Raw genomic sequence first — 16767 nt, 5'->3', positions numbered from 1 at the left:
AGGCAGCGTTCCGCAACGCTCGCCCACCGTTGCGCGAGTGTCGGGCGACTGCCTCGTGAACGACTGGCGTACGACGTGACCCGGGTCACTGTTGCGTCGTTTGAGACCCGTGGAGATCTCTCGCCGTCAATTGATCCGTCAGACCATCGCCGCGGGCGGGCTCGCCGCAGCCGCCACCGCGCTGCCCGGAGTGATGCGGGGAGGAGCGGCCTCCGCGTCGACCGCAGCTGCCTCCACCGCGGCGTCGACGGCTGCGACGACGGCTGCGACGCTGCAGCAGACGTACACGACGGGCACGCCCAACGCGCTGGGCTACCGCAAGGTGCTCGCGGTCGCCGGCGAGCCCCACGGCACCCGAATGGCCCTCGGCATCGAAGCGGGAGCAGGTCGTGCCGCCGCGCGCCAGGGCCTGCTCGCGTTCGTGCAGCTCAGCGACGTCCACATCGTCGACGCCCAGTCGCCCCTGCGCCTGGAGTGGGTCGACCGGCTCGAGGACCCGGGCTCGCCTGTCGCGACGGGGCTGCTGTCGTCGTCGTACCGCCCCCACGAGATGTTGACCGGACAGGTGGCGGACTCGATGGTCCGTGCCATCAACCAGGTCGCCAATGGCCCGGTCACCGGCAAGCCCCTGGCACTGGCCATCCAGACCGGTGACAACTCCGACAACTCGCAGCTCAACGAGGTCCGCTGGAACATCGGCCTCCTCAACGGCGGGCAGGTCCGCGTCGACTCCGGCAACCTGACCCGCTGGGAGGGCGTCGCGGACGGCAACGCCCTGACGTACGACACCGCCTACTGGCACCCGGACGGCGCCCCCCTGGGCAAGCCGGTGGACCGCCCGCGCAAGGAGTACGGCTTCCCGGTCGTGCCGGGCCTGCTCACCGCCGCCCGCCGTCAGTTCGAGGCCGAGGGCCTCGACATCCCGTGGTACTCCGTGTTCGGCAACCACGACGGGCTCGTCCAGGGCAACTTCCCCACCAGCACGCTCCAGCTCAACCTGCTCGCCCTCGGAGCGCTCAAGGTCGTCTCTCCCCCGACCGGCATCAACCCGGCCGAGGTCCTCGACAACCTGATGAGCGACCCGGCAGCGGTCATCACGAACCTGCTCTCCGGAGTCACCAATGCGGGCGTCCGGGTCGTCACCCCCGACCTCAACCGTCGCCTGCTCACCCGCAAGCAGGTCGTCGAGCAGCACTTCGCGATGGGCGGGGCCCCCTTCGGCCACGGGTTCACGACCGCGAACCGGCAGCAGGGCACGGCCTACTACACCTTCGACCAGGGCAGCTTCCGCTTCATCGTCCTCGACACCGTGAACCCCAACGGGTACGCCGACGGCTCCCTCGACAAGACCCAGTTCACCTGGCTCACGAACCTGCTGGCCGCCTCGGCCGACAAGATCGTGATGGTCTTCAGCCACCACACGTCCGACACCATGGGCAACCCGCTCATCGCCACCGGCGGCAGCCTCGAGACGCGGGTCACCGGCGGAACGGTGCTCACGGAGCTGCTCTCGCACCCGCAGGTCATCGCGTGGGTCAACGGCCACACCCACACCAACAAGATCACGCCGCGGCCCCGCACCGGTGGCGGCGGCCTGTGGGAGATCACCACGGCCTCGCACATCGACTGGCCGCAGCAGGCCCGGATCATCGAGGTCGCCGACAACACCGACGGCAGCCTGTCGATCTTCACCACGATGGTCGATCACACCGGTCCGGCGTCCAACGCGAACCTCGCCAACCCGACGCAGCTGGCCAGCCTCGCCCGCGAGCTCGCCGCGAACGACTGGCACGACCACAGCAGTGGCCTCGGTACGGCGGACGACCGCAACGTCGAGCTGCTGGTGGGCAACCCGCTGGCGTGACGTCGGTCGAGACCTACTCGACTGCGGCGAGCTGTCCGCAGGCGCCGTCGATCTCGGAGCCACGGGTGTCGCGGACGGTCGTCGGCACGCCCTTGGCCTCGAGCCGACGGACGAACTCGCGCTCGTCCTTCGGGTCGGACGCCGTCCACTTCGACCCCGGAGTGGGGTTGAGCGGGATCAGGTTGACGTGCACCCAGCCGTGGCCACGTTCGTTCAGCACGTCGGCCAGCAGGTCCGCGCGCCAAGCCTGGTCGTTGATCTCGCGCATCATGGCGTACTCGATCGAGACGCGACGCTTGGTCTTCACGAAGTACTCGTAGGCCGCGTCGACCGTCTCGGCGACGGAGAAGCGGGTGTTGATCGGGACCAGCGTGTTGCGCAGCTCGTCGTCAGGGGCGTGCAGGCTGAGCGCCAGCGTGACGGGGATGCCCTCGTCGGCGAGCTGCTTCATCCGGGGCACGAGGCCGACGGTGGAGACGGTGATGCCGCGCGCCGACATGCCGTAGCCGTCGGGCGCGGGATCCGTGAGGCGTCGTACGGCGCCGATGACGGCCTTGTAGTTGGCCATCGGCTCCCCCATGCCCATGAACACCACGTTGTTGACGCGACCGCCGCCACCGGGCACCTCGCCGCGTTCGAGTGAACGGGCGCCGGCGATGACCTGCTCCACGATCTCCGCGGTCGACATGTTCCGCTGCAGGCCACCCTGGCCGGTCGCGCAGAACGGGCACGCCATGCCGCAACCGGCCTGGCTGGAGACACACATGGTGACCCGCCCGGGGTAGCGCATCAGCACCGACTCGACGAGCGATCCGTCGAAGAGCTTCCACAACGTCTTGCGGGTGGTGCCCTTGTCGGCCTCGAGGGTGCGCAACGGCGTCATCAGGTCGGGCAGCAGCGCCGTGACCAGCTCGGCTCGCTGGGCGGCCGGCAGGTCGGTCATCTGCTCGGGGGCATCGGCGAGGCGCGAGAAGTAGTGCGTGGCGACCTGCTTGGCCCGGAAGCCCGGCAGGCCCATCTCGACCAGGAGGTCCTTGCGCTCGGCCGCGGTCAGGTCGGCGAGGTGGCGCGGCGGCTTCTTGCGGCCGCGCGGCTCGTCGAACACGAGCGGGAGCGGGCGCCGGGCGGAGTCTGGCTGGTCGGTCATCGTGGATCGATTGTCCCACCTGCGCCGACGGACGCCGAAACGTCAGGCGTCGCGCTTGAGCAGGAACCAGAGCACGGCCCCGGCGACCCCGACCGCGACCACGAGGGTCGCCACCGTCCCCAGCAACATGTAGCGCGCAAAGCGCCGCGTGTGGTGGGGCACCAGCAGGCCGATGGGGATCGCCAGCAGGAGCAGCACGAACGGGAAGAGCTCCTCGGCGCGGTGGTAGCCCACGAGCCAGCGGAGAACGGCCGCATAGAGGCCGGGGACGACGATGATCGAGACCATGCCGGTGAAGAAACCCGCGAGGGGGAAGAACACCGGGTGCCCACGATGGAACCAGTCGGGTCGCCGCGAACGGTCCGCCGCCTCGGTTCCGGCGTCGCGCGCCTGATCTGCCTCGTCCATGTCTGGGCGATCGTATCGGTGTGGGCCACACCACGCCCAACTGCCCGAAGGGGCAGCGCAGGGCGCCCGATCGTCCGCCACCCGGTCGTCGCGGCCCCGAGCCGTCCCGCCATAGATTTTGCCCATGCTGTGGTGGACGGGCACCTCATGACGCAGGCCCCCGTGTTCATTCCGTGGCGGAGCATCGCGGCCGGCGTCGTGGATCCCTCTGCGCGCACGCTGACCTACGGCGAGGCGCTCGAATCGCCCTGCGCGACCTGCAGCACCTCGCCGTGCTGCACGCACCTGCCCGTGCACACCTTCAGCGTCAGCACGGTCGGTGATCTCTCGTACGCCGCCTACCTGCTCAACTTCGACCGGATCCGGCTCGGCGTGACCCGCACCGGCGAGTGGAGCGTCTACTACGTCAACCCGTGCCGGTTCCTCGACACCGAGCACATGGCCTGCACCGTGCACGCCACGGACAAGCAACCGAACATCTGCCAGAACTACAGCCCCTACCAGTGCTGGTACAAGCGCTCGATGACGAAGTCGGTGACCGCGGACTTCGTCTTCGTCGACCGGGCCCGGCTCGACTTCATCACCGAACGCGTCGAGTTCGACGACGCGAGGAACGTGATCGGCATCCCCGACTGGGACGAGCTGGTGAACGCGCTCGCCAGTGTCAGCGACGAGGTGCCGTGGGACGAGGCGGCCCCGGTGCCGTCCGACCACGCCTACGAGCGCTGGCACGCGGAGGTCGTCGGAGCCGAGGACCCGACGCCGGCCCACCGGCGGCAGCTTCCCTTCGCCGACAACCCGCAGCCGTGCGACACCTGCTCGGCGCCGTGCTGCGAGACCCTCGAGTTCGCACAGGGATTCCCCACCACCAAGAGCTCGCTCGACTTCTTCCAGTTCTGCCTCGGCTTCCCCGGTGTCGAGCTGTCGGTCTCGGACGCCGGATGGTCCCTCGCGATCAAGACCACCTGTCGCCATCTCACCGACGGGCGCTGCGGTGTCTACGGCCAACCCGAGCGCCCGCTGTACTGCCGCTACTACGACGCCTGGAAGTGCACCTACCGCGAGAAGTACCTGCAGCCACGGCCCGCCGCCAGCGTCCGGGTGCGGCTGGACGAGCTGCCGGCGCTCACCGAGTGCATCGTGGTCGACGAGAACGGTGTGATCGCCACCATCGCCCCTGTCGACGACATCCGGGCGCAGATCGAGGCGTCGTGGCGCAAGGCGGCAGGGCTGGAACAGGCACCGACATGAGGGAGCGGGCACGCGAGCCCGAGCCCTCCCGCCAGGAATCCCTCCGGCGGGAGGACGACCTGCGCTCGAAGGCCCATCTCCTGCCTCCCGAGCAGACGCCTGTCACCGGACCGATGGGGCCCACGTCCATGCAGCGCCTGGGCCGAGAGGTCGGGAACACCCGCCTGTCCTCCTGGATGGGTTCGAAGGCCGACGGCCGTGAGGTGATCCAGCGGGTTCCGGTGAAGTACGCCGACACCGGCGAGACGCTCTACGAGGACCCCGCGGCACCGGCTGCCGCAGCCGCCGCTCCGCTGACGGCGGCGGCCAAGCAGTTCGTCCCGACCGGCTACGCCAACCCGAACCCCAACATCGAGTACGAGATCGACCGCAAGGCTGACCACGCCCTGGTCACCGTCAAGATCCAGTTCGTCCAGCAGAACCGTGGCGAGAACAAGTGGCTGAAGAACAAGGCCGGCGGCTTCGCTCTCGACAAGGCCGGCAACAAGCAACCGGACCCGACGTTCGCCAGGGACATCGGCACCCCCAAGGAGATCCCCGCGGGCGACAAGCGCCGCACCTTCATCGCGACCCAGGTCAAGGGGATCACCGCCGCCTGGGACCACTTCGACCTCAACAGCAAGACCGTGCCGAAGGCCGGTCCCCCGGGACCGGACGGCAAGGCGGCTCCCGCGCCGGCGCCCACCCCGATCAACCTGCCGCTCAAGTTCCTCGCCCAGCCGGAGTACTCCCTGGCGGCCAAGGGCGTCCACGCCACGATCCGGGTCTTCGGACCCAACGTCGATGCCGACCGCGACGGCGCGCACCCGGTCGACTCCGGCCACTGGTACATGAACACCAAGAAGAACTACGGCGACACGAGCCAGGCCGACCTGGTCGCCACCTCCGCCCACGAGTACGGCCACCTGCTCGGGCTGCAGGACGAGTACTTCCGCAGTGACGACCAGACCCACCAGATGTTGCACAAGATGGGTGGCGGAGCCGCGACCGCGGACAAGGAGCTGGACCAGCACACCGTCCGGCTGATGGTCACGGCGGCACTGATGCCGGTCATCGAGGGCCGGATGTCCGCCAACATCGGCACCATCTCGGAGACCTTCGCGAAGTCGTTCCCGACCCTGCGCAAGCAGCTCACCGGTGCGGTGCGGAACACGTGGGCCGACAGTGGCCTGCGGTCGGGCATCGTGTCCCAGATCGAGCCGCACCTGAAGTCCAAGTCGATCAAGCACCAGCTCGAATCGGTGGTCGCCTTCCAGACCGGCCAGAACCTGTCGAACCTGACCAGGGCCACCGACGCTCTCGCCGCGACGTCGACGAAGCACATCTCGAGCATGGTGCTGGGGATCTTCTGGGACTGGCAGAACGCGATGAACGGCAATTTCAAGACCAAGGGTGCCGACGGCTCCGAGGTGACGGTCCGCACCGACCTCTCGGCCAATGTGACCGACTTCGGCACCACCGGCGGCGGCAAGTCGGAGGCCTCGAAGCTCGCCGACAGCATGATCGGCGGTCCCGGGCTGCCGAAGATCGCGCCCTCGACGACATTGCTCGGACAGCTCGAGGAGATCCCCAAGCGGTGGTCGGAGCCCGGGAAGGGACTCGACTCGGCGTACACACCCGCGGTGGTCACGCCCCAGATCACGGCCGCGGTGGACGCCGCGATCGCGGCCGGGATCTTCCCCAAGATCAACGGCACCGGACAGCTCTACATCCGACTCCGGCGCCTGATCGACTCGACCGCCAAGGTGAGCGCGAACAAGGCGGCCATGGCCTTCGTGGACGGCGCCGTGCAGGAGAAGGTCGACAACCAGCTCACCGAGCTCAAGGCCCAGATCGAGAACGAGGTCAGCAGCACCGTCGGCCTCAAGGCCGGCGCCCTGGCCGCGAAGGGCCCCCCGGATCCCAACGTCACCGCCATCGCAACCAAGCTGCACGCCATGTTGCAGGCGCAGCAGAACAAGGCGAACTACGCTCCCGGGGTGGGCGAGATCAACCCGGGGACGGGATCGGCGGGCACCGACGTGCGACACAACAGCAGCTCGGTGATGAGCTCCAACGACGTCAGCCAGGCCGGCTTCCGGGCTGACCTCATCGCGCCGGTCGTCGGCCAGTTCAACAGCCTGCTGAAGAAGGCCGACGAGGAGAGCTTCACCGCGAAGGTCACCCGATGAGCGAGACCTTGCTGACCTTCACGTTCCAGGTCACCTCGACCGTCCACCAGCAGATGGTGCTCGCCGACGACGGCGTCGTCACGCGGGTGAACGCGCGCCCCACCGACACGGAGCGTCCCGAGGTCGGGTGGTGGCACGGCAGCATCGACGCCTCCGTGCTCGGGCTGGCCCAATCCCTCGCGACCTCCGCCTGGCCCGACTTCACGGCCAGCCGGCCGCCTGCCGCGGGTGCGTGGTCAGCGATCGGATCGGGCGGACGACGCGGCCTCTGGGGCGAGACCGACGAGATCGGTACGGCGCTGCGCTCGCTGCAGTCCGAGTGCTCAGCCGTGGCACAGGAGGCCGTCGCCGTGGCTGCGCTGTCGGCCCGTCAGTCCGGCGCCGACGGCCCGGTCATGCTGACCGTGGAGTCCCGCGGATCCGATCCGATCGACCTCAGCCTGCGCGACGCGGAGTTCGTCGAGGGCGAGACCACCATCTTCATCACCGACGAGGCGGAGGTCGTCGGGTACCTCGGTGCGGCGCTCACCCTGCCGCCGGAGCTACGTGCCGTCGGCGTCCTTCGCAACCGCCACCCCGGTCCCGAGGGCGTCGTCCTCGCCGGAACCATGTCGTCCGGCGCCGACAGGTACGACGTCGGTCTGCGGGTCGCGGTCACCGCGGAGTGAGCAGGGGTTGACCGCTCTGTGACAGTGGTCCCGTGAACGAACCGCACCCGTCGCTGACGTACAGCCACTATCTCGCCCTCGACGAGGTCCTCGCCGCCCAGCGGCCGCGATCCGACGAGCACGACGAGCTCCTGTTCATCGTGATCCACCAGGTCTACGAGCTGTGGTTCAAGCAGATGCTGCACGAGCTCACCGGTCTCCAGCGCCGCCTGGAGGACGGGGACACGCCTCGCGCGCTCCACACGCTCGGGCGAGTGCTCGCGATCCTCAAGGTGGCGGTCGCGCAGGTCGACGTCCTCGAGACCATGACGCCGCGTCAGTTCACCAGCTTCCGCGGCCGGCTCGACGCATCGAGCGGGTTCCAGTCCGAGCAGTTCCGCGAGCTCGAGGCGACCCTGGGCCGCCGGGACCGCCGCGTGTTCGAGCACTACCCGGAGGGCAGCGCCGGCCGCGAGCGGATCGCCACCGCGATGTCGCGCCCTTCGGTGTTCGACTCCTACCTGCGCTACCTCGTCACCCAGGGGTACGACGTCCCGCCGGTCGCGCTCGACCGCGACCTGTCCACCCCGTGGGAGCCGTCCCCCGAGGTCCAGACCCTGCTCCTGGCTGCCTACGCGGAGGACGGCGGCTCCGCCCAGGTCGCCGAGCGGCTCGTCGACCTCGACGAGGGACTCCAGGAGTGGCGCTACCGCCACGTCAAGATGGTGGAGCGGACCATCGGCGCCAAGATGGGCACGGGCGGCTCGTCGGGCGCGACGTACCTCTGGAGCACCGTCACCCACCAGCTGTTCCCCGACCTGTGGGCGATCCGGAGCGAGATGTGAACCTGGCCGGGCACTACACCCGGTTCCGGGTCGCCGACCGCCTGCTCCTGACCGGCCACAGCCACCAGGCCTGGCCGGACGTCGCCCGCAACGCCGTCCTGGAGGCCTGGGACGACGCAGCCCTGGCCGTCGGACAGAAGTGGGACCGGGCACAGCAGCGGGCCGACCGTCTGCGCGAGGGGGTCCGCCAGCTGCTCGACGACCCGCAGGGCGAGGTCGCCCTCGGCGCCAGCACCCACGAGCTCCTCGTGCGGCTCCTCTCCGCCCTCGACCTCCGAGCGCGGCCGCGGCTGGTCACGACCGACGGCGAGTTCCACTCCGCTCGGCGACAGCTGGACCGACTTGCCGAGGCCGGCCTGCAGGTGGTCAAGGTGGCGGTCGAACCCGTCGAGACCCTGGCCGAACGGCTCGCCGCCGAGGTCGATGGTCGGACGGCCGCTGTCGTGGTCTCGTCGGTCATGTTCGAGACCTCGCGGGTCGTACCCGAGCTGGCCGCGGTGGCGCAGGCGTGTGCCCGCCACGGCGCCGAGCTCCTCGTGGACGCCTATCACCAGCTCGGCGTCGTCCCGCTGTCCCTGACAGAGGCCGGCCTGACCGACGCCTGGATCGTCGGGGGCGGCTACAAGTACCTCCAGCTCGGCGAGGGCAACTGCTTCCTCCGCGTCCCTGCGCATGCCTCTGGCCTGCGCCCCGTCGTCACCGGGTGGTACGCCGAGGGCGGCGACCACCTCGCCGGGGCGACCTACGACCCCACCAGCCACTACCGCGCGAGCCGGGTGCTCGACTTCTTCGCCGAGCAGGGGCTCACTCCCCCTCGACTGCGCGAGATCTCGCTGCACCAGCGTGGACTGCTCGCCGGCGCGTTCGACGACCTCGACCTGCCCGACGACGTCGTCACCCGCGACCGGGAGACCCCGGCGCACGGCTTCGGCGGGTTCCTCACCCTGTTCTCGTCGCAGGCGGCCAGCCTGCAGGCGGCGCTCGCCGAGCGCGGCGTCCGGACCGACAGCCGGGGACAGCACCTGCGGTTCGGGCCGGCGCCGTACCTCACGGACGACCAGCTGACCACCGCGATGGCCACCCTCGGGGAGGTCGTCCGGGCCCGGAGAGGCTAGCGGGTGAAGACGCCGTAGTGCAGCAACAGCCAGACCGGGGCGATCGTGGCCAGCAACGAGTCGAGGCGATCCATCAGGCCGCCGTGGCCCGGGATCACCTGGCTCATGTCCTTGATCCCAAGGTCGCGCTTGATGACCGACTCACAAAGGTCGCCGAGGGTGGCCATCACGACCGCGATCAGGCCCAGGCAGACGCCGACCCACCAGTCGCCGTCGAGCAGGTAGACGACCAGCGCCCAGCCCGCACCCACGGTGGCCAGCAGCGACCCGACGAAGCCCTCCCAGGACTTCTTGGGAGAGATCACCGGCGCCATGGGGTGCTTGCCGAACAGGACGCCGGCGATGTAGCCGCCAATGTCGGAGGCGATCGTCACCCCGATGAAGGTGATGATGCCCTTGACGCCCGGGTTGTCGAAGCCGCCTCCCGTGCGCCCACCCTCGGCCAGCATCAGGGCGACGAACGAGCCGAGGAAGGGCACGTAGATCAGCGCGAACACCGAAGCGGTGGCGTTCTTGACGTAGCCGTCGATACCGCGCCGCAGCAGCCACAGCATGATCGCGAGCGCGCTCACGGCGGTCGCGGTGACCAGGGCGGCGGAGCCCCAGACGTAGGCGACGACCACCATCGTCACGCCACCGATCATCAACGGCTGCTCAGGCAGGTCGATGTCCTTGGCGAGCAGGCCCTTGCGCAGCTCCCACACCGCGACGACCACGGCGATCGCCACGATCACCATGAAGGCGGGCTTCCAGAAGGCCAGCGACGCCGCAATGGCGCTCAACAGCACCAGGGCGGAGGTCACCGCGGCCTTCAGGTCACGGCCAGCCCGGCCGTGGTCCTTCTTCGGGGCAGGGTCCGTCGACGGCGTTGTCGAGGTCATGTCGGCGCGAGGTCGAGGTCTCAGACCTCGAGCAGCTCGGCTTCCTTGGACTTGAACAGCTCGTCGATCGCCTCGGTGTGCTTCTTGGTCAGGCCGTCGAGCTTCTTCTCCGCGCCGCTGACGTCGTCCTTGCCGACCTCGCCGTCCTTCTCGAGCTTCTCGAGGTTCTGCTTCGCCTTCTGGCGCACCTGGCGGACGGCGACCTTGCCGCCCTCCGCCTTCTCCTTGGCGAGCTTGATGAACTCCTTGCGGCGCTCCTCGGTCAGCTCGGGGAAGACGCAGCGCAGCTGCTTGCCGTCGCTGGACGGGTTCACGCCCAGGTCGGAGTCACGGATCGCGCGCTCGACGTTGCCGATCGCGCCGACGTCGAACGGCGCGACGATGATGATGCGGGCCTCGGGCGCAGTGAAGGACGCCAGCTGCTGCAGCGGGGTCGGCGAGCCGTAGTAGTCGACCGTGATCTTCGAGAACATGCTCGGGTGCGCACGTCCGGCACGGATCGCCGCGAACTCCTCGCGGGTCGCGTCGACCGACTTGCCCATCTTGTGGTCGGCCTCGTTGAGGGTGTCGTTGATCACCGGTTCTCCTTCGTCATTTGCGCATCATCTCGCGCGTCATCCTGCGCTGACCCGGGTGCCGATCTTCTCACCCTGCACGACGCGCAGGATGTTGCCTTCCGGCTCCATGCCGAAGACGATCATCGGGAGCTTGTTCTCGCCACAGAGGGCGAAAGCGGTCTGGTCCATGATCCGCAGGCCTTCTGCGATGGCCACGTCATAGGTGAGCTCGTCGTACTTCGTCGCCGTCGGGTCGACCTTCGGGTCCGCGGAGTAGACCCCGTCGACACCGTTCTTGGCAACCAGCACGACGTCGCACTTGCTCTCGAGCGCGCGCTGGACGGCCACGGTGTCGGTCGAGAAGTAGGGCATGCCCATGCCGGCGCCGAAGATCACGACGCGGCCCTTCTCCATGTGCCGTATGGCACGGCGCGGGATGTACGGCTCGGCGACCTGACCCATCGTGATCGCGGTCTGCACCCGCGTCTCGACGCCCGCCTTCTCCAGGAAGTCCTGGAGCGCGAGACAGTTCATGACGATGCCGAGCATGCCCATGTAGTCGGCGCGGACGCGGTCCATGCCGCGCTGCTGGAGCTCGGCCCCGCGGAAGAAGTTGCCGCCGCCGGTGACGATGGCGATCTGGACGCCTGCGTCGACGACCGCCTTGATCTCGTGGGCGATCGCCTGGACGACATCGGGATCGACCCCGACCTTGCCACCGCCGAAAACCTCACCGGAGAGCTTGAGGAGGACTCGCTTGTAGCCGGTCACCTGGGTCCTTCCTTGTTGATCGCCACGTCATGCTGTGGCACGTGCAGGGAGCGGTGCCGAGGTTACCGTGCCCGTGGTCCCCCAGTCAGCGCGGGCGATCAACGAACCCGCTGCACCCGCGCTCGGAACGTCCCGCCGTTGTCGCCGTCGATGTTCTTGGAGCGCGTCTTGGAGATGTGGTCGACCTTCTCCTCCCCGCCCTGCACCGGCTGGGCGGCAATGATCGTGTCGCGCTCGAACTCGTGGGACTTGTCGTTGTTGCGGTAGTAGCGATAGATCGCCCAGTACGTCGCCACGCCTCCCGCGGGTCCCGCGGCGAGCAACCACACCGCGCCGTCGTCGCTCGAGGCCTGCACCAGGCCCGGTACGACGTGGGCCAGGCCCACTGCCAGGTCGAGAATCATGCTGTCGCCACCAGGATCGTGCCGGCGATGCCTTCGAGGAAGGTGCCGACCGTGAATGCCGCGAGGAGCAGCTTCGGCTGCGAGACCGGGATGCTCCCCATCGTCTCGCCCGTGCGGGCGTTGACCGCGATGTAGTGGAGCACGCCGTTGCTCTCCTGCTGGTAGGAGTACAGCCACACGGGGAGGTACATCGACACCCAGCGTGATCCGCCGACGTCGACCTGTTCCTGCTCCCACCGCACCCCGCGGTCGAACCTCCCCAGCGAGCCGCTCACCTGGGATCGGCCGATCGAGAGCAGCTGGTCCTCCAGGACCGGCCCCATCGCCTCCACGTTGCGGTCGCGCTTCTCGCTGGTGAACCCGACGAGGTAGTTGGCGTTCCACTTGACGGCGTTCTTGGTGTCGAACGGCAGGACCGCGTTGACGATGTTGTTGGTCTTGTCGCTCCCGAAGTCGGCACGCTCGGAGGATCCCTCGACGGTCAGGTCGTCGACGGTGAAGCTCACCTGCCGCGCCACCTGGTAGACGTCCGCGGCGTAGTAGGTGACCGTGTTGTCGCCGTGCTTCTCCGTCCAGCGACGGGTCTGGACCTCACCCCTGCCCCAGTACTTGGAGTCGGCCCGGGCGTCGATGACGAGGTACGGGAGGTAGACGCCGAGCACGTTCTCAGGCACGAACTCCTTCTTGAACCGGGCGTGTGCGAAGAGCCGCCGCTTGGATGCGAAGCCGCGGATCTTCTCGACGGCCTCCTCCTTCGTCAGCTTGAACGGGAGTACGGCGTCGGGCACGGCTCCGTTGGGGATCTGCTGGTTGACGTTGAGCGTGTGCCTGCACCAGTGGCACCGGGCATTGAGGGAGTGGGCGGTGTCGACGACCACCTCGGCGCCACAGGACTCACACTTGAACGTGAGCATGTCGGCGGCGTCGGCCTGGATCGCCTCCGCGCCACTCGCGATGACCGTGCCCTGGAGCTCGTCGATGCCCACACCGAGGCCGAACTCCTCCTCGACCCGGGCCTCGTGCCACTCGTTGCGGCAGAAGAGGCAGATCAGGTTGCCCGTCGACCCACGCAGCTGCACGTCGGTGGACCCGCACTTCGGGCACCTGTTGAGACCGTCCTTGAGGGACTCGTTGACCGTCGCGATGCTCGGCTTGGACTCCGGCTCAGCCTTGGCCGCGGCGAGCTCCTCCTCCAGCGACAGGGGCGGCCCGTCGAAGGTGGGCTGCTGAGGATCCCCTGACTCCCCTGACTGCTCCGCCATGTCAGAGCCCGAGTGCCTTCGCCTTTGCCGCGTCGTAGTCGGCCTGGGTGATCAGGCCGGCGTCGAGCATCTCCTTGGCACGCTTGAGCACGACCATCGGGTCATCCGCGGCCGGCGCTGCGGGGGCGGCCGGCGCCGCCGCCGGAGCTGCGGGGGCGGCCGGCGCCGGGGGCGCCACCGGCTGCTGCAGGCCGCCGAGACCCGCGCCGCCAGCGGCCATGCCCATCCCGATCAGGCCACCCGGTCCCGCGTTCTCCCCCGCTGCCTCCATCCCTGCGGCGACGGACGCCTGCAGGTTCGAGTTGCCTCGGGATCCCGACAAGGCGTCGGCTCGCTGGACGTTCTTGAGCAGCTCGCGCGTGTTGGCGTCGTACTCGATCGAGATGATCGCCGTCTTGACGATCTCGAGGCCGCGGTCGGTCTTCCACTGGTAGTTCTGCTCGACGGCCGCCGACAGTGACTGGGCGAACCCGATCGAGTCCTGCTGGAGGCGCGCGATCCGGTTCCCCTTGGCGGGGTCGTTGGTGTACATCGAGAACGCCGGCGCCAGCGAGCCGACGACCTCGTTGAAGAGCTGCTCGCCCGCGGGGTTGTCGATGTCGGTGAAGTCGAAGGTCGCACGACCGCCGATGATCTCCGCCGGGACGAAGTTGCGGATGAAGGTGAGCGGGTCGGTGATCTTGAGGGTGTAGGTGCCCCGGGTGATCGCACCGACCTGCGTGTTGAGGAAGGCGTCGTCCCAGTAGATCTCCGACTGGGTCCCGAACTTGTTGTTCGGCAGCTCCTTGAGCGTCACGAACACCGCGGACTGCTGCGTGGAGGGGCGACCGCCGAACTTGAACCGCTCCCAGCTCTGCTTGATGACGGAGTCGACGAGGCCACCGCCTGAGAACACCGACTGCGAGGCCGGCTCGTCGGAATTCCAGATGTACGCGCCCGGCTCGGCGGCGAAGCCGGTGAAGGCGCCGTCCTCGAGCAGGACCAGGCCGTAGCCCTCCGGCACGATGATCTTCGAGCCGTTGGTGATCACGCCCTCGGATCCGCGGGTGTTGCTGCCGCGGCCGGCGTTCTCGCCCTTGGGTACGGCGGGAAAGACCGCCACGGTCGAGGTCACGCCGTCCGGGACGCCGTAGAAGTCGAGCCACTGGTCACCGAGCGTGCCGCCGATCGCGCCGATCGCGGCCTGAATGAGTCCCACCTGAAGATCTCCTCCACCAGAACGAAAAGACGCTCGCGAAAGTGCGAACGCACGTCACCGACTGATGTCCGCTGCCGGCGACCGCAAACCTACCGCCAGCAGTAAACGTCCGCTCAACAAAAGGACGAACGGCCGGTCCCCACGTTGCGTGGGAACCGGCCGTTCGGGTGGTTCTGCGTCAGGCGCCGACCTCGAAGCGGGCGAACCGCGACACGGTGGTGCCGGAGGCGTCGAGGACGGCCTTCACGGACTTCTTCGACTCCGAGACGGACTCCTGCTCGAGCAGGACGATCTCCTTGAAGAAGCCGCCGATGCGGCCTTCGACGATCTTCGCGACGGCAGCCTCGGGCTTGCCCTCCTCGATCGTCTTCTTGGTGAGGACGTCCTTCTCGGCGGCGACGATGTCGGCCGGGACCTCGTCGCGAGTGAGGTACTGCGCCTTGAGCGCAGCAACCTGCATCGCGGCACCGCGAGCAGCAGTCTCGTCGCCTTCGTAGGCGACCATGACGCCGACGGCGGGCGGCAGGTCGGCCGAGCGCTTGTGCAGGTAGACCGCGACCGGGCCGTCGAAGTACGCGACGTTGCCGAGCTCGATCTTCTCGCCGATGGTGATGGCGAGGCCCTCGACCACCTGGCCGACGGTGCTGTCACCGAGCGGCAGCGCCTTGGCGGACTCCGTGTCGGTGGCCTTGCCCGCGTTGATCGCCTCGGCGATCTGCTGGGCGGCAGCGATGAAGTCCTCGTTCTTGGCGACGAAGTCGGTCTCCGACTTCAGCTCGATGAGCGCGCCACCAGCGTTGGCGACCAGGCCGGCGGAGGCCTCGCGCTCGGCGCCACGTGCGGCTGCCTTGGCGGCACCCTTCACGCGGAGCAGCTCGACGGCCTTGTCGAAGTCGCCGTCGGTCTCGTCGAGCGCCTTCTTGCAGTCCATCATCCCGGCGCTGGTGAGCTCACGGAGCTTCTTGACGTCAGCAGCAGTGAAAGCCATGGGGATCCTCCCTCGGATCAGATCGTGGGTGAGGGGAAGCGCGACGCCAGATCATTGCGCAGCGTCACGCTTCCCCTCGATGTCGAGTTGGTGAGGCTCAGGCCTCGGCCGGGGCGTCGGCAGCAGGAGCTTCGGCGGCCTCGGCGGCGGGCGCCTCGACAACCTCGGCCTCGGCGGCGGGCGCCTCGACAACCTCGGCCTCGGCGGCGGGCGCCTCGGCAGCCGGCGCGTCAGCGGCCGGGGTCTCGGCAGCGTCACCCTCGAGGAGCTCGCGCTCCCACTCGGCCAGGGGCTCCTGGGCGGTCGGGGCCGCAGCAGAACCGGCACCCGAGCGGGAGATGAGGCCCTCGGCGACGGCGTCGGCGATCACGCGGGTCAGCAGGCCGACCGCGCGGATGGCGTCGTCGTTGCCCGGGATCGGGAAGTCGACCAGGTCGGGGTCGCAGTTGGAGTCGAGGATCGCGATGATCGGGATCCGCAGCTTGCGGGCTTCCTCGACCGCGAGGTGCTCCTTGTTGGTGTCGACGATCCAGACCGCGGACGGGGTCCGGGTCATCTCGCGGATGCCACCCAGGGTGCGCTCGAGCTTGACGTGCTCGCGGCGCATCTGAAGGAGCTCCTTCTTGGTGCGACCCGAACCGGCGACGGTGTCGAAGTCGACGTCGTCGAGCTCCTTGAGCCGGTTGATCCGCTGGCTCATGGTCTGGAAGTTGGTGAGCATGCCACCGAGCCAGCGCTGGTTGACGTACGGCATGCCGACGCGGGTCGCCTGCTCGGCGATCGACTCCTGCGCCTGCTTCTTGGTGCCGATGAACATGATCGTCCCGCCCTTGGCCACGGTCTCCTTGATGAAGGCGTAGCTGCGGTCGATGTAGGCCAGCGACTGCTGCAGGTCGATGATGTAGATGCCGTTGCGGTCCGTGAGGATGAATCGCTTCATCTTCGGGTTCCAACGACGGGTCTGGTGTCCGAAGTGGACGCCGCTCTCAAGGAGCTGGCGCATGGTCACGACAGCCATAATTGATCTCCTGTGTGGTTTTCAGTTGGTCCTGACGCCTGCGCGCTCACCTGACCTGGTTTCCCAGGACTGAAGGCAAGTCACCCACGGGCGGTCGGGGCCATGAGTTGCGATGGCCCCGTCGTGGTCTGCGGACGTGCGAATTCCGGTCCAGGACGGACCGGTAGAGGTCAGCCTACGACCTCCGCCGCCCCGCGAGCCAATCGCGAGACGGCCCCCAGCTGCGGCACCACCCGCACC

16 protein-coding genes are annotated in these 16767 nt (G+C 68.6%); 6 read left to right on the top strand and 10 right to left on the bottom strand.

Annotated elements, in window-relative coordinates:
• Nucleotides 1-109 precede the first annotated feature (109 nt).
• Entirely contained in the window at nt 110-1864 is a 1755-nt protein-coding gene (locus ASD84_RS20250; RefSeq protein ID WP_156392228.1) for a TIGR03767 family metallophosphoesterase, read from the top strand.
• 13 nt (nt 1865-1877) lie between these two features.
• Here the strand turns inward: ASD84_RS20250 and rlmN are convergent, their stop codons facing one another.
• Together rlmN and ASD84_RS20240 are read right to left on the bottom strand one after the other, a co-directional pair.
• Nucleotides 1878-3011, bottom strand: a complete 1134-nt coding sequence (rlmN, locus tag ASD84_RS20245; protein ID WP_056714418.1) for a 23S rRNA (adenine(2503)-C(2))-methyltransferase RlmN — start codon at nt 3009-3011, stop codon at nt 1878-1880.
• A 42-nt stretch (nt 3012-3053) separates the two neighbouring features.
• Nucleotides 3054-3419 (bottom strand): hypothetical protein, encoded by a 366-nt coding sequence (locus ASD84_RS20240; RefSeq protein ID WP_056714415.1) that lies wholly within the window; start codon nt 3417-3419, stop codon nt 3054-3056.
• A gap of 147 nt (nt 3420-3566) precedes the next feature.
• Between ASD84_RS20240 and ASD84_RS20235 the strand changes: the two genes are divergently transcribed.
• From ASD84_RS20235 to ASD84_RS20215, 5 genes are read left to right on the top strand one after another with little or no spacing between them, the layout of a single operon-like run.
• Nucleotides 3567-4670: a hypothetical protein gene (locus tag ASD84_RS20235; RefSeq protein WP_056714412.1), complete on the top strand. Its 1104-nt coding sequence runs from the start codon at nt 3567-3569 to the stop codon at nt 4668-4670.
• Nucleotides 4667-6841, top strand: a complete 2175-nt coding sequence (locus ASD84_RS20230; protein ID WP_056714410.1) for a hypothetical protein — start codon at nt 4667-4669, stop codon at nt 6839-6841. Before ASD84_RS20235 ends, ASD84_RS20230 begins: the two co-directional genes overlap by 4 nt.
• Nucleotides 6838-7509, top strand: a complete 672-nt coding sequence (locus ASD84_RS20225) for a hypothetical protein (protein ID WP_056714407.1) — start codon at nt 6838-6840, stop codon at nt 7507-7509. Before ASD84_RS20230 ends, ASD84_RS20225 begins: the two co-directional genes overlap by 4 nt.
• Nucleotides 7510-7541: 32 nt before the next feature.
• Nucleotides 7542-8333 (top strand): tryptophan 2,3-dioxygenase, encoded by a 792-nt coding sequence (locus ASD84_RS20220; protein ID WP_056714405.1) that lies wholly within the window; start codon nt 7542-7544, stop codon nt 8331-8333.
• Nucleotides 8330-9448 carry an aminotransferase class V-fold PLP-dependent enzyme gene (locus ASD84_RS20215; protein ID WP_200954677.1) on the top strand — a complete coding sequence of 373 codons (1119 nt, stop codon included), beginning with the start codon at nt 8330-8332 and terminating at the stop codon, nt 9446-9448. The genes ASD84_RS20220 and ASD84_RS20215 overlap by 4 nt, the downstream gene beginning before the upstream one ends.
• On the opposite strand, the gene ASD84_RS20210 is transcribed toward ASD84_RS20215, so the two are convergent.
• The 8 genes from ASD84_RS20210 to rpsB form a co-directional block, all read right to left on the bottom strand.
• Entirely contained in the window at nt 9445-10329 is an 885-nt protein-coding gene (locus tag ASD84_RS20210; RefSeq protein WP_056714401.1) for a phosphatidate cytidylyltransferase, read from the bottom strand. The genes ASD84_RS20215 and ASD84_RS20210 overlap by 4 nt on opposite strands.
• Before the next feature lie 20 nt (nt 10330-10349).
• Nucleotides 10350-10904 (bottom strand): ribosome recycling factor, encoded by a 555-nt coding sequence (frr, locus tag ASD84_RS20205; RefSeq protein WP_200954688.1) that lies wholly within the window; start codon nt 10902-10904, stop codon nt 10350-10352.
• A 39-nt stretch (nt 10905-10943) separates the two neighbouring features.
• Nucleotides 10944-11657, bottom strand: coding sequence for a UMP kinase (gene pyrH / locus ASD84_RS20200; RefSeq protein WP_056714396.1), 714 nt, complete (start codon nt 11655-11657; stop codon nt 10944-10946).
• Nucleotides 11658-11755: 98 nt separating this feature from the next.
• A complete protein-coding gene (locus ASD84_RS20195) occupies nt 11756-12061 on the bottom strand; it encodes a hypothetical protein (protein WP_056714391.1) in 306 nt (101 codons plus the stop codon).
• Nucleotides 12058-13323, bottom strand: coding sequence for a hypothetical protein (locus ASD84_RS20190; protein WP_056714388.1), 1266 nt, complete (start codon nt 13321-13323; stop codon nt 12058-12060). Before ASD84_RS20190 ends, ASD84_RS20195 begins: the two co-directional genes overlap by 4 nt.
• A 1-nt stretch (nt 13324) precedes the next feature.
• Nucleotides 13325-14521 carry an SPFH domain-containing protein gene (locus tag ASD84_RS20185; protein WP_056714386.1) on the bottom strand — a complete coding sequence of 399 codons (1197 nt, stop codon included), beginning with the start codon at nt 14519-14521 and terminating at the stop codon, nt 13325-13327.
• A gap of 178 nt (nt 14522-14699) precedes the next feature.
• Entirely contained in the window at nt 14700-15509 is an 810-nt protein-coding gene (gene tsf / locus ASD84_RS20180; protein ID WP_056714381.1) for a translation elongation factor Ts, read from the bottom strand.
• Nucleotides 15510-15606: 97 nt separating this feature from the next.
• Entirely contained in the window at nt 15607-16527 is a 921-nt protein-coding gene (gene rpsB, locus ASD84_RS20175; protein WP_056714379.1) for a 30S ribosomal protein S2, read from the bottom strand.
• Nucleotides 16528-16767 lie beyond the last annotated feature (240 nt).

The organism is Nocardioides sp. Root682 (assembly GCF_001427795.1).
Classification (GTDB): domain Bacteria; phylum Actinomycetota; class Actinomycetes; order Propionibacteriales; family Nocardioidaceae; genus Nocardioides.
This window is presented reverse-complemented; position numbering and strand designations above follow the sequence as displayed.

Coding starts and splice junctions, on each gene's coding strand:
- rlmN (WP_056714418.1), bottom strand. CDS start 3,011: ATGACCGACCAGCCAGACTCCGCCCGGCGCCCGCTCCCGCTCGTGTTC.
- ASD84_RS20240 (WP_056714415.1), bottom strand. CDS start 3,419: ATGGACGAGGCAGATCAGGCGCGCGACGCCGGAACCGAGGCGGCGGAC.
- ASD84_RS20235 (WP_056714412.1), top strand. CDS start 3,567: ATGACGCAGGCCCCCGTGTTCATTCCGTGGCGGAGCATCGCGGCCGGC.
- ASD84_RS20230 (WP_056714410.1), top strand. CDS start 4,667: ATGAGGGAGCGGGCACGCGAGCCCGAGCCCTCCCGCCAGGAATCCCTC.
- ASD84_RS20225 (WP_056714407.1), top strand. CDS start 6,838: ATGAGCGAGACCTTGCTGACCTTCACGTTCCAGGTCACCTCGACCGTC.
- ASD84_RS20210 (WP_056714401.1), bottom strand. CDS start 10,329: ATGACCTCGACAACGCCGTCGACGGACCCTGCCCCGAAGAAGGACCAC.
- ASD84_RS20195 (WP_056714391.1), bottom strand. CDS start 12,061: ATGATTCTCGACCTGGCAGTGGGCCTGGCCCACGTCGTACCGGGCCTG.
- ASD84_RS20190 (WP_056714388.1), bottom strand. CDS start 13,323: ATGGCGGAGCAGTCAGGGGAGTCAGGGGATCCTCAGCAGCCCACCTTC.
- tsf (WP_056714381.1), bottom strand. CDS start 15,509: ATGGCTTTCACTGCTGCTGACGTCAAGAAGCTCCGTGAGCTCACCAGC.
- rpsB (WP_056714379.1), bottom strand. CDS start 16,527: ATGGCTGTCGTGACCATGCGCCAGCTCCTTGAGAGCGGCGTCCACTTC.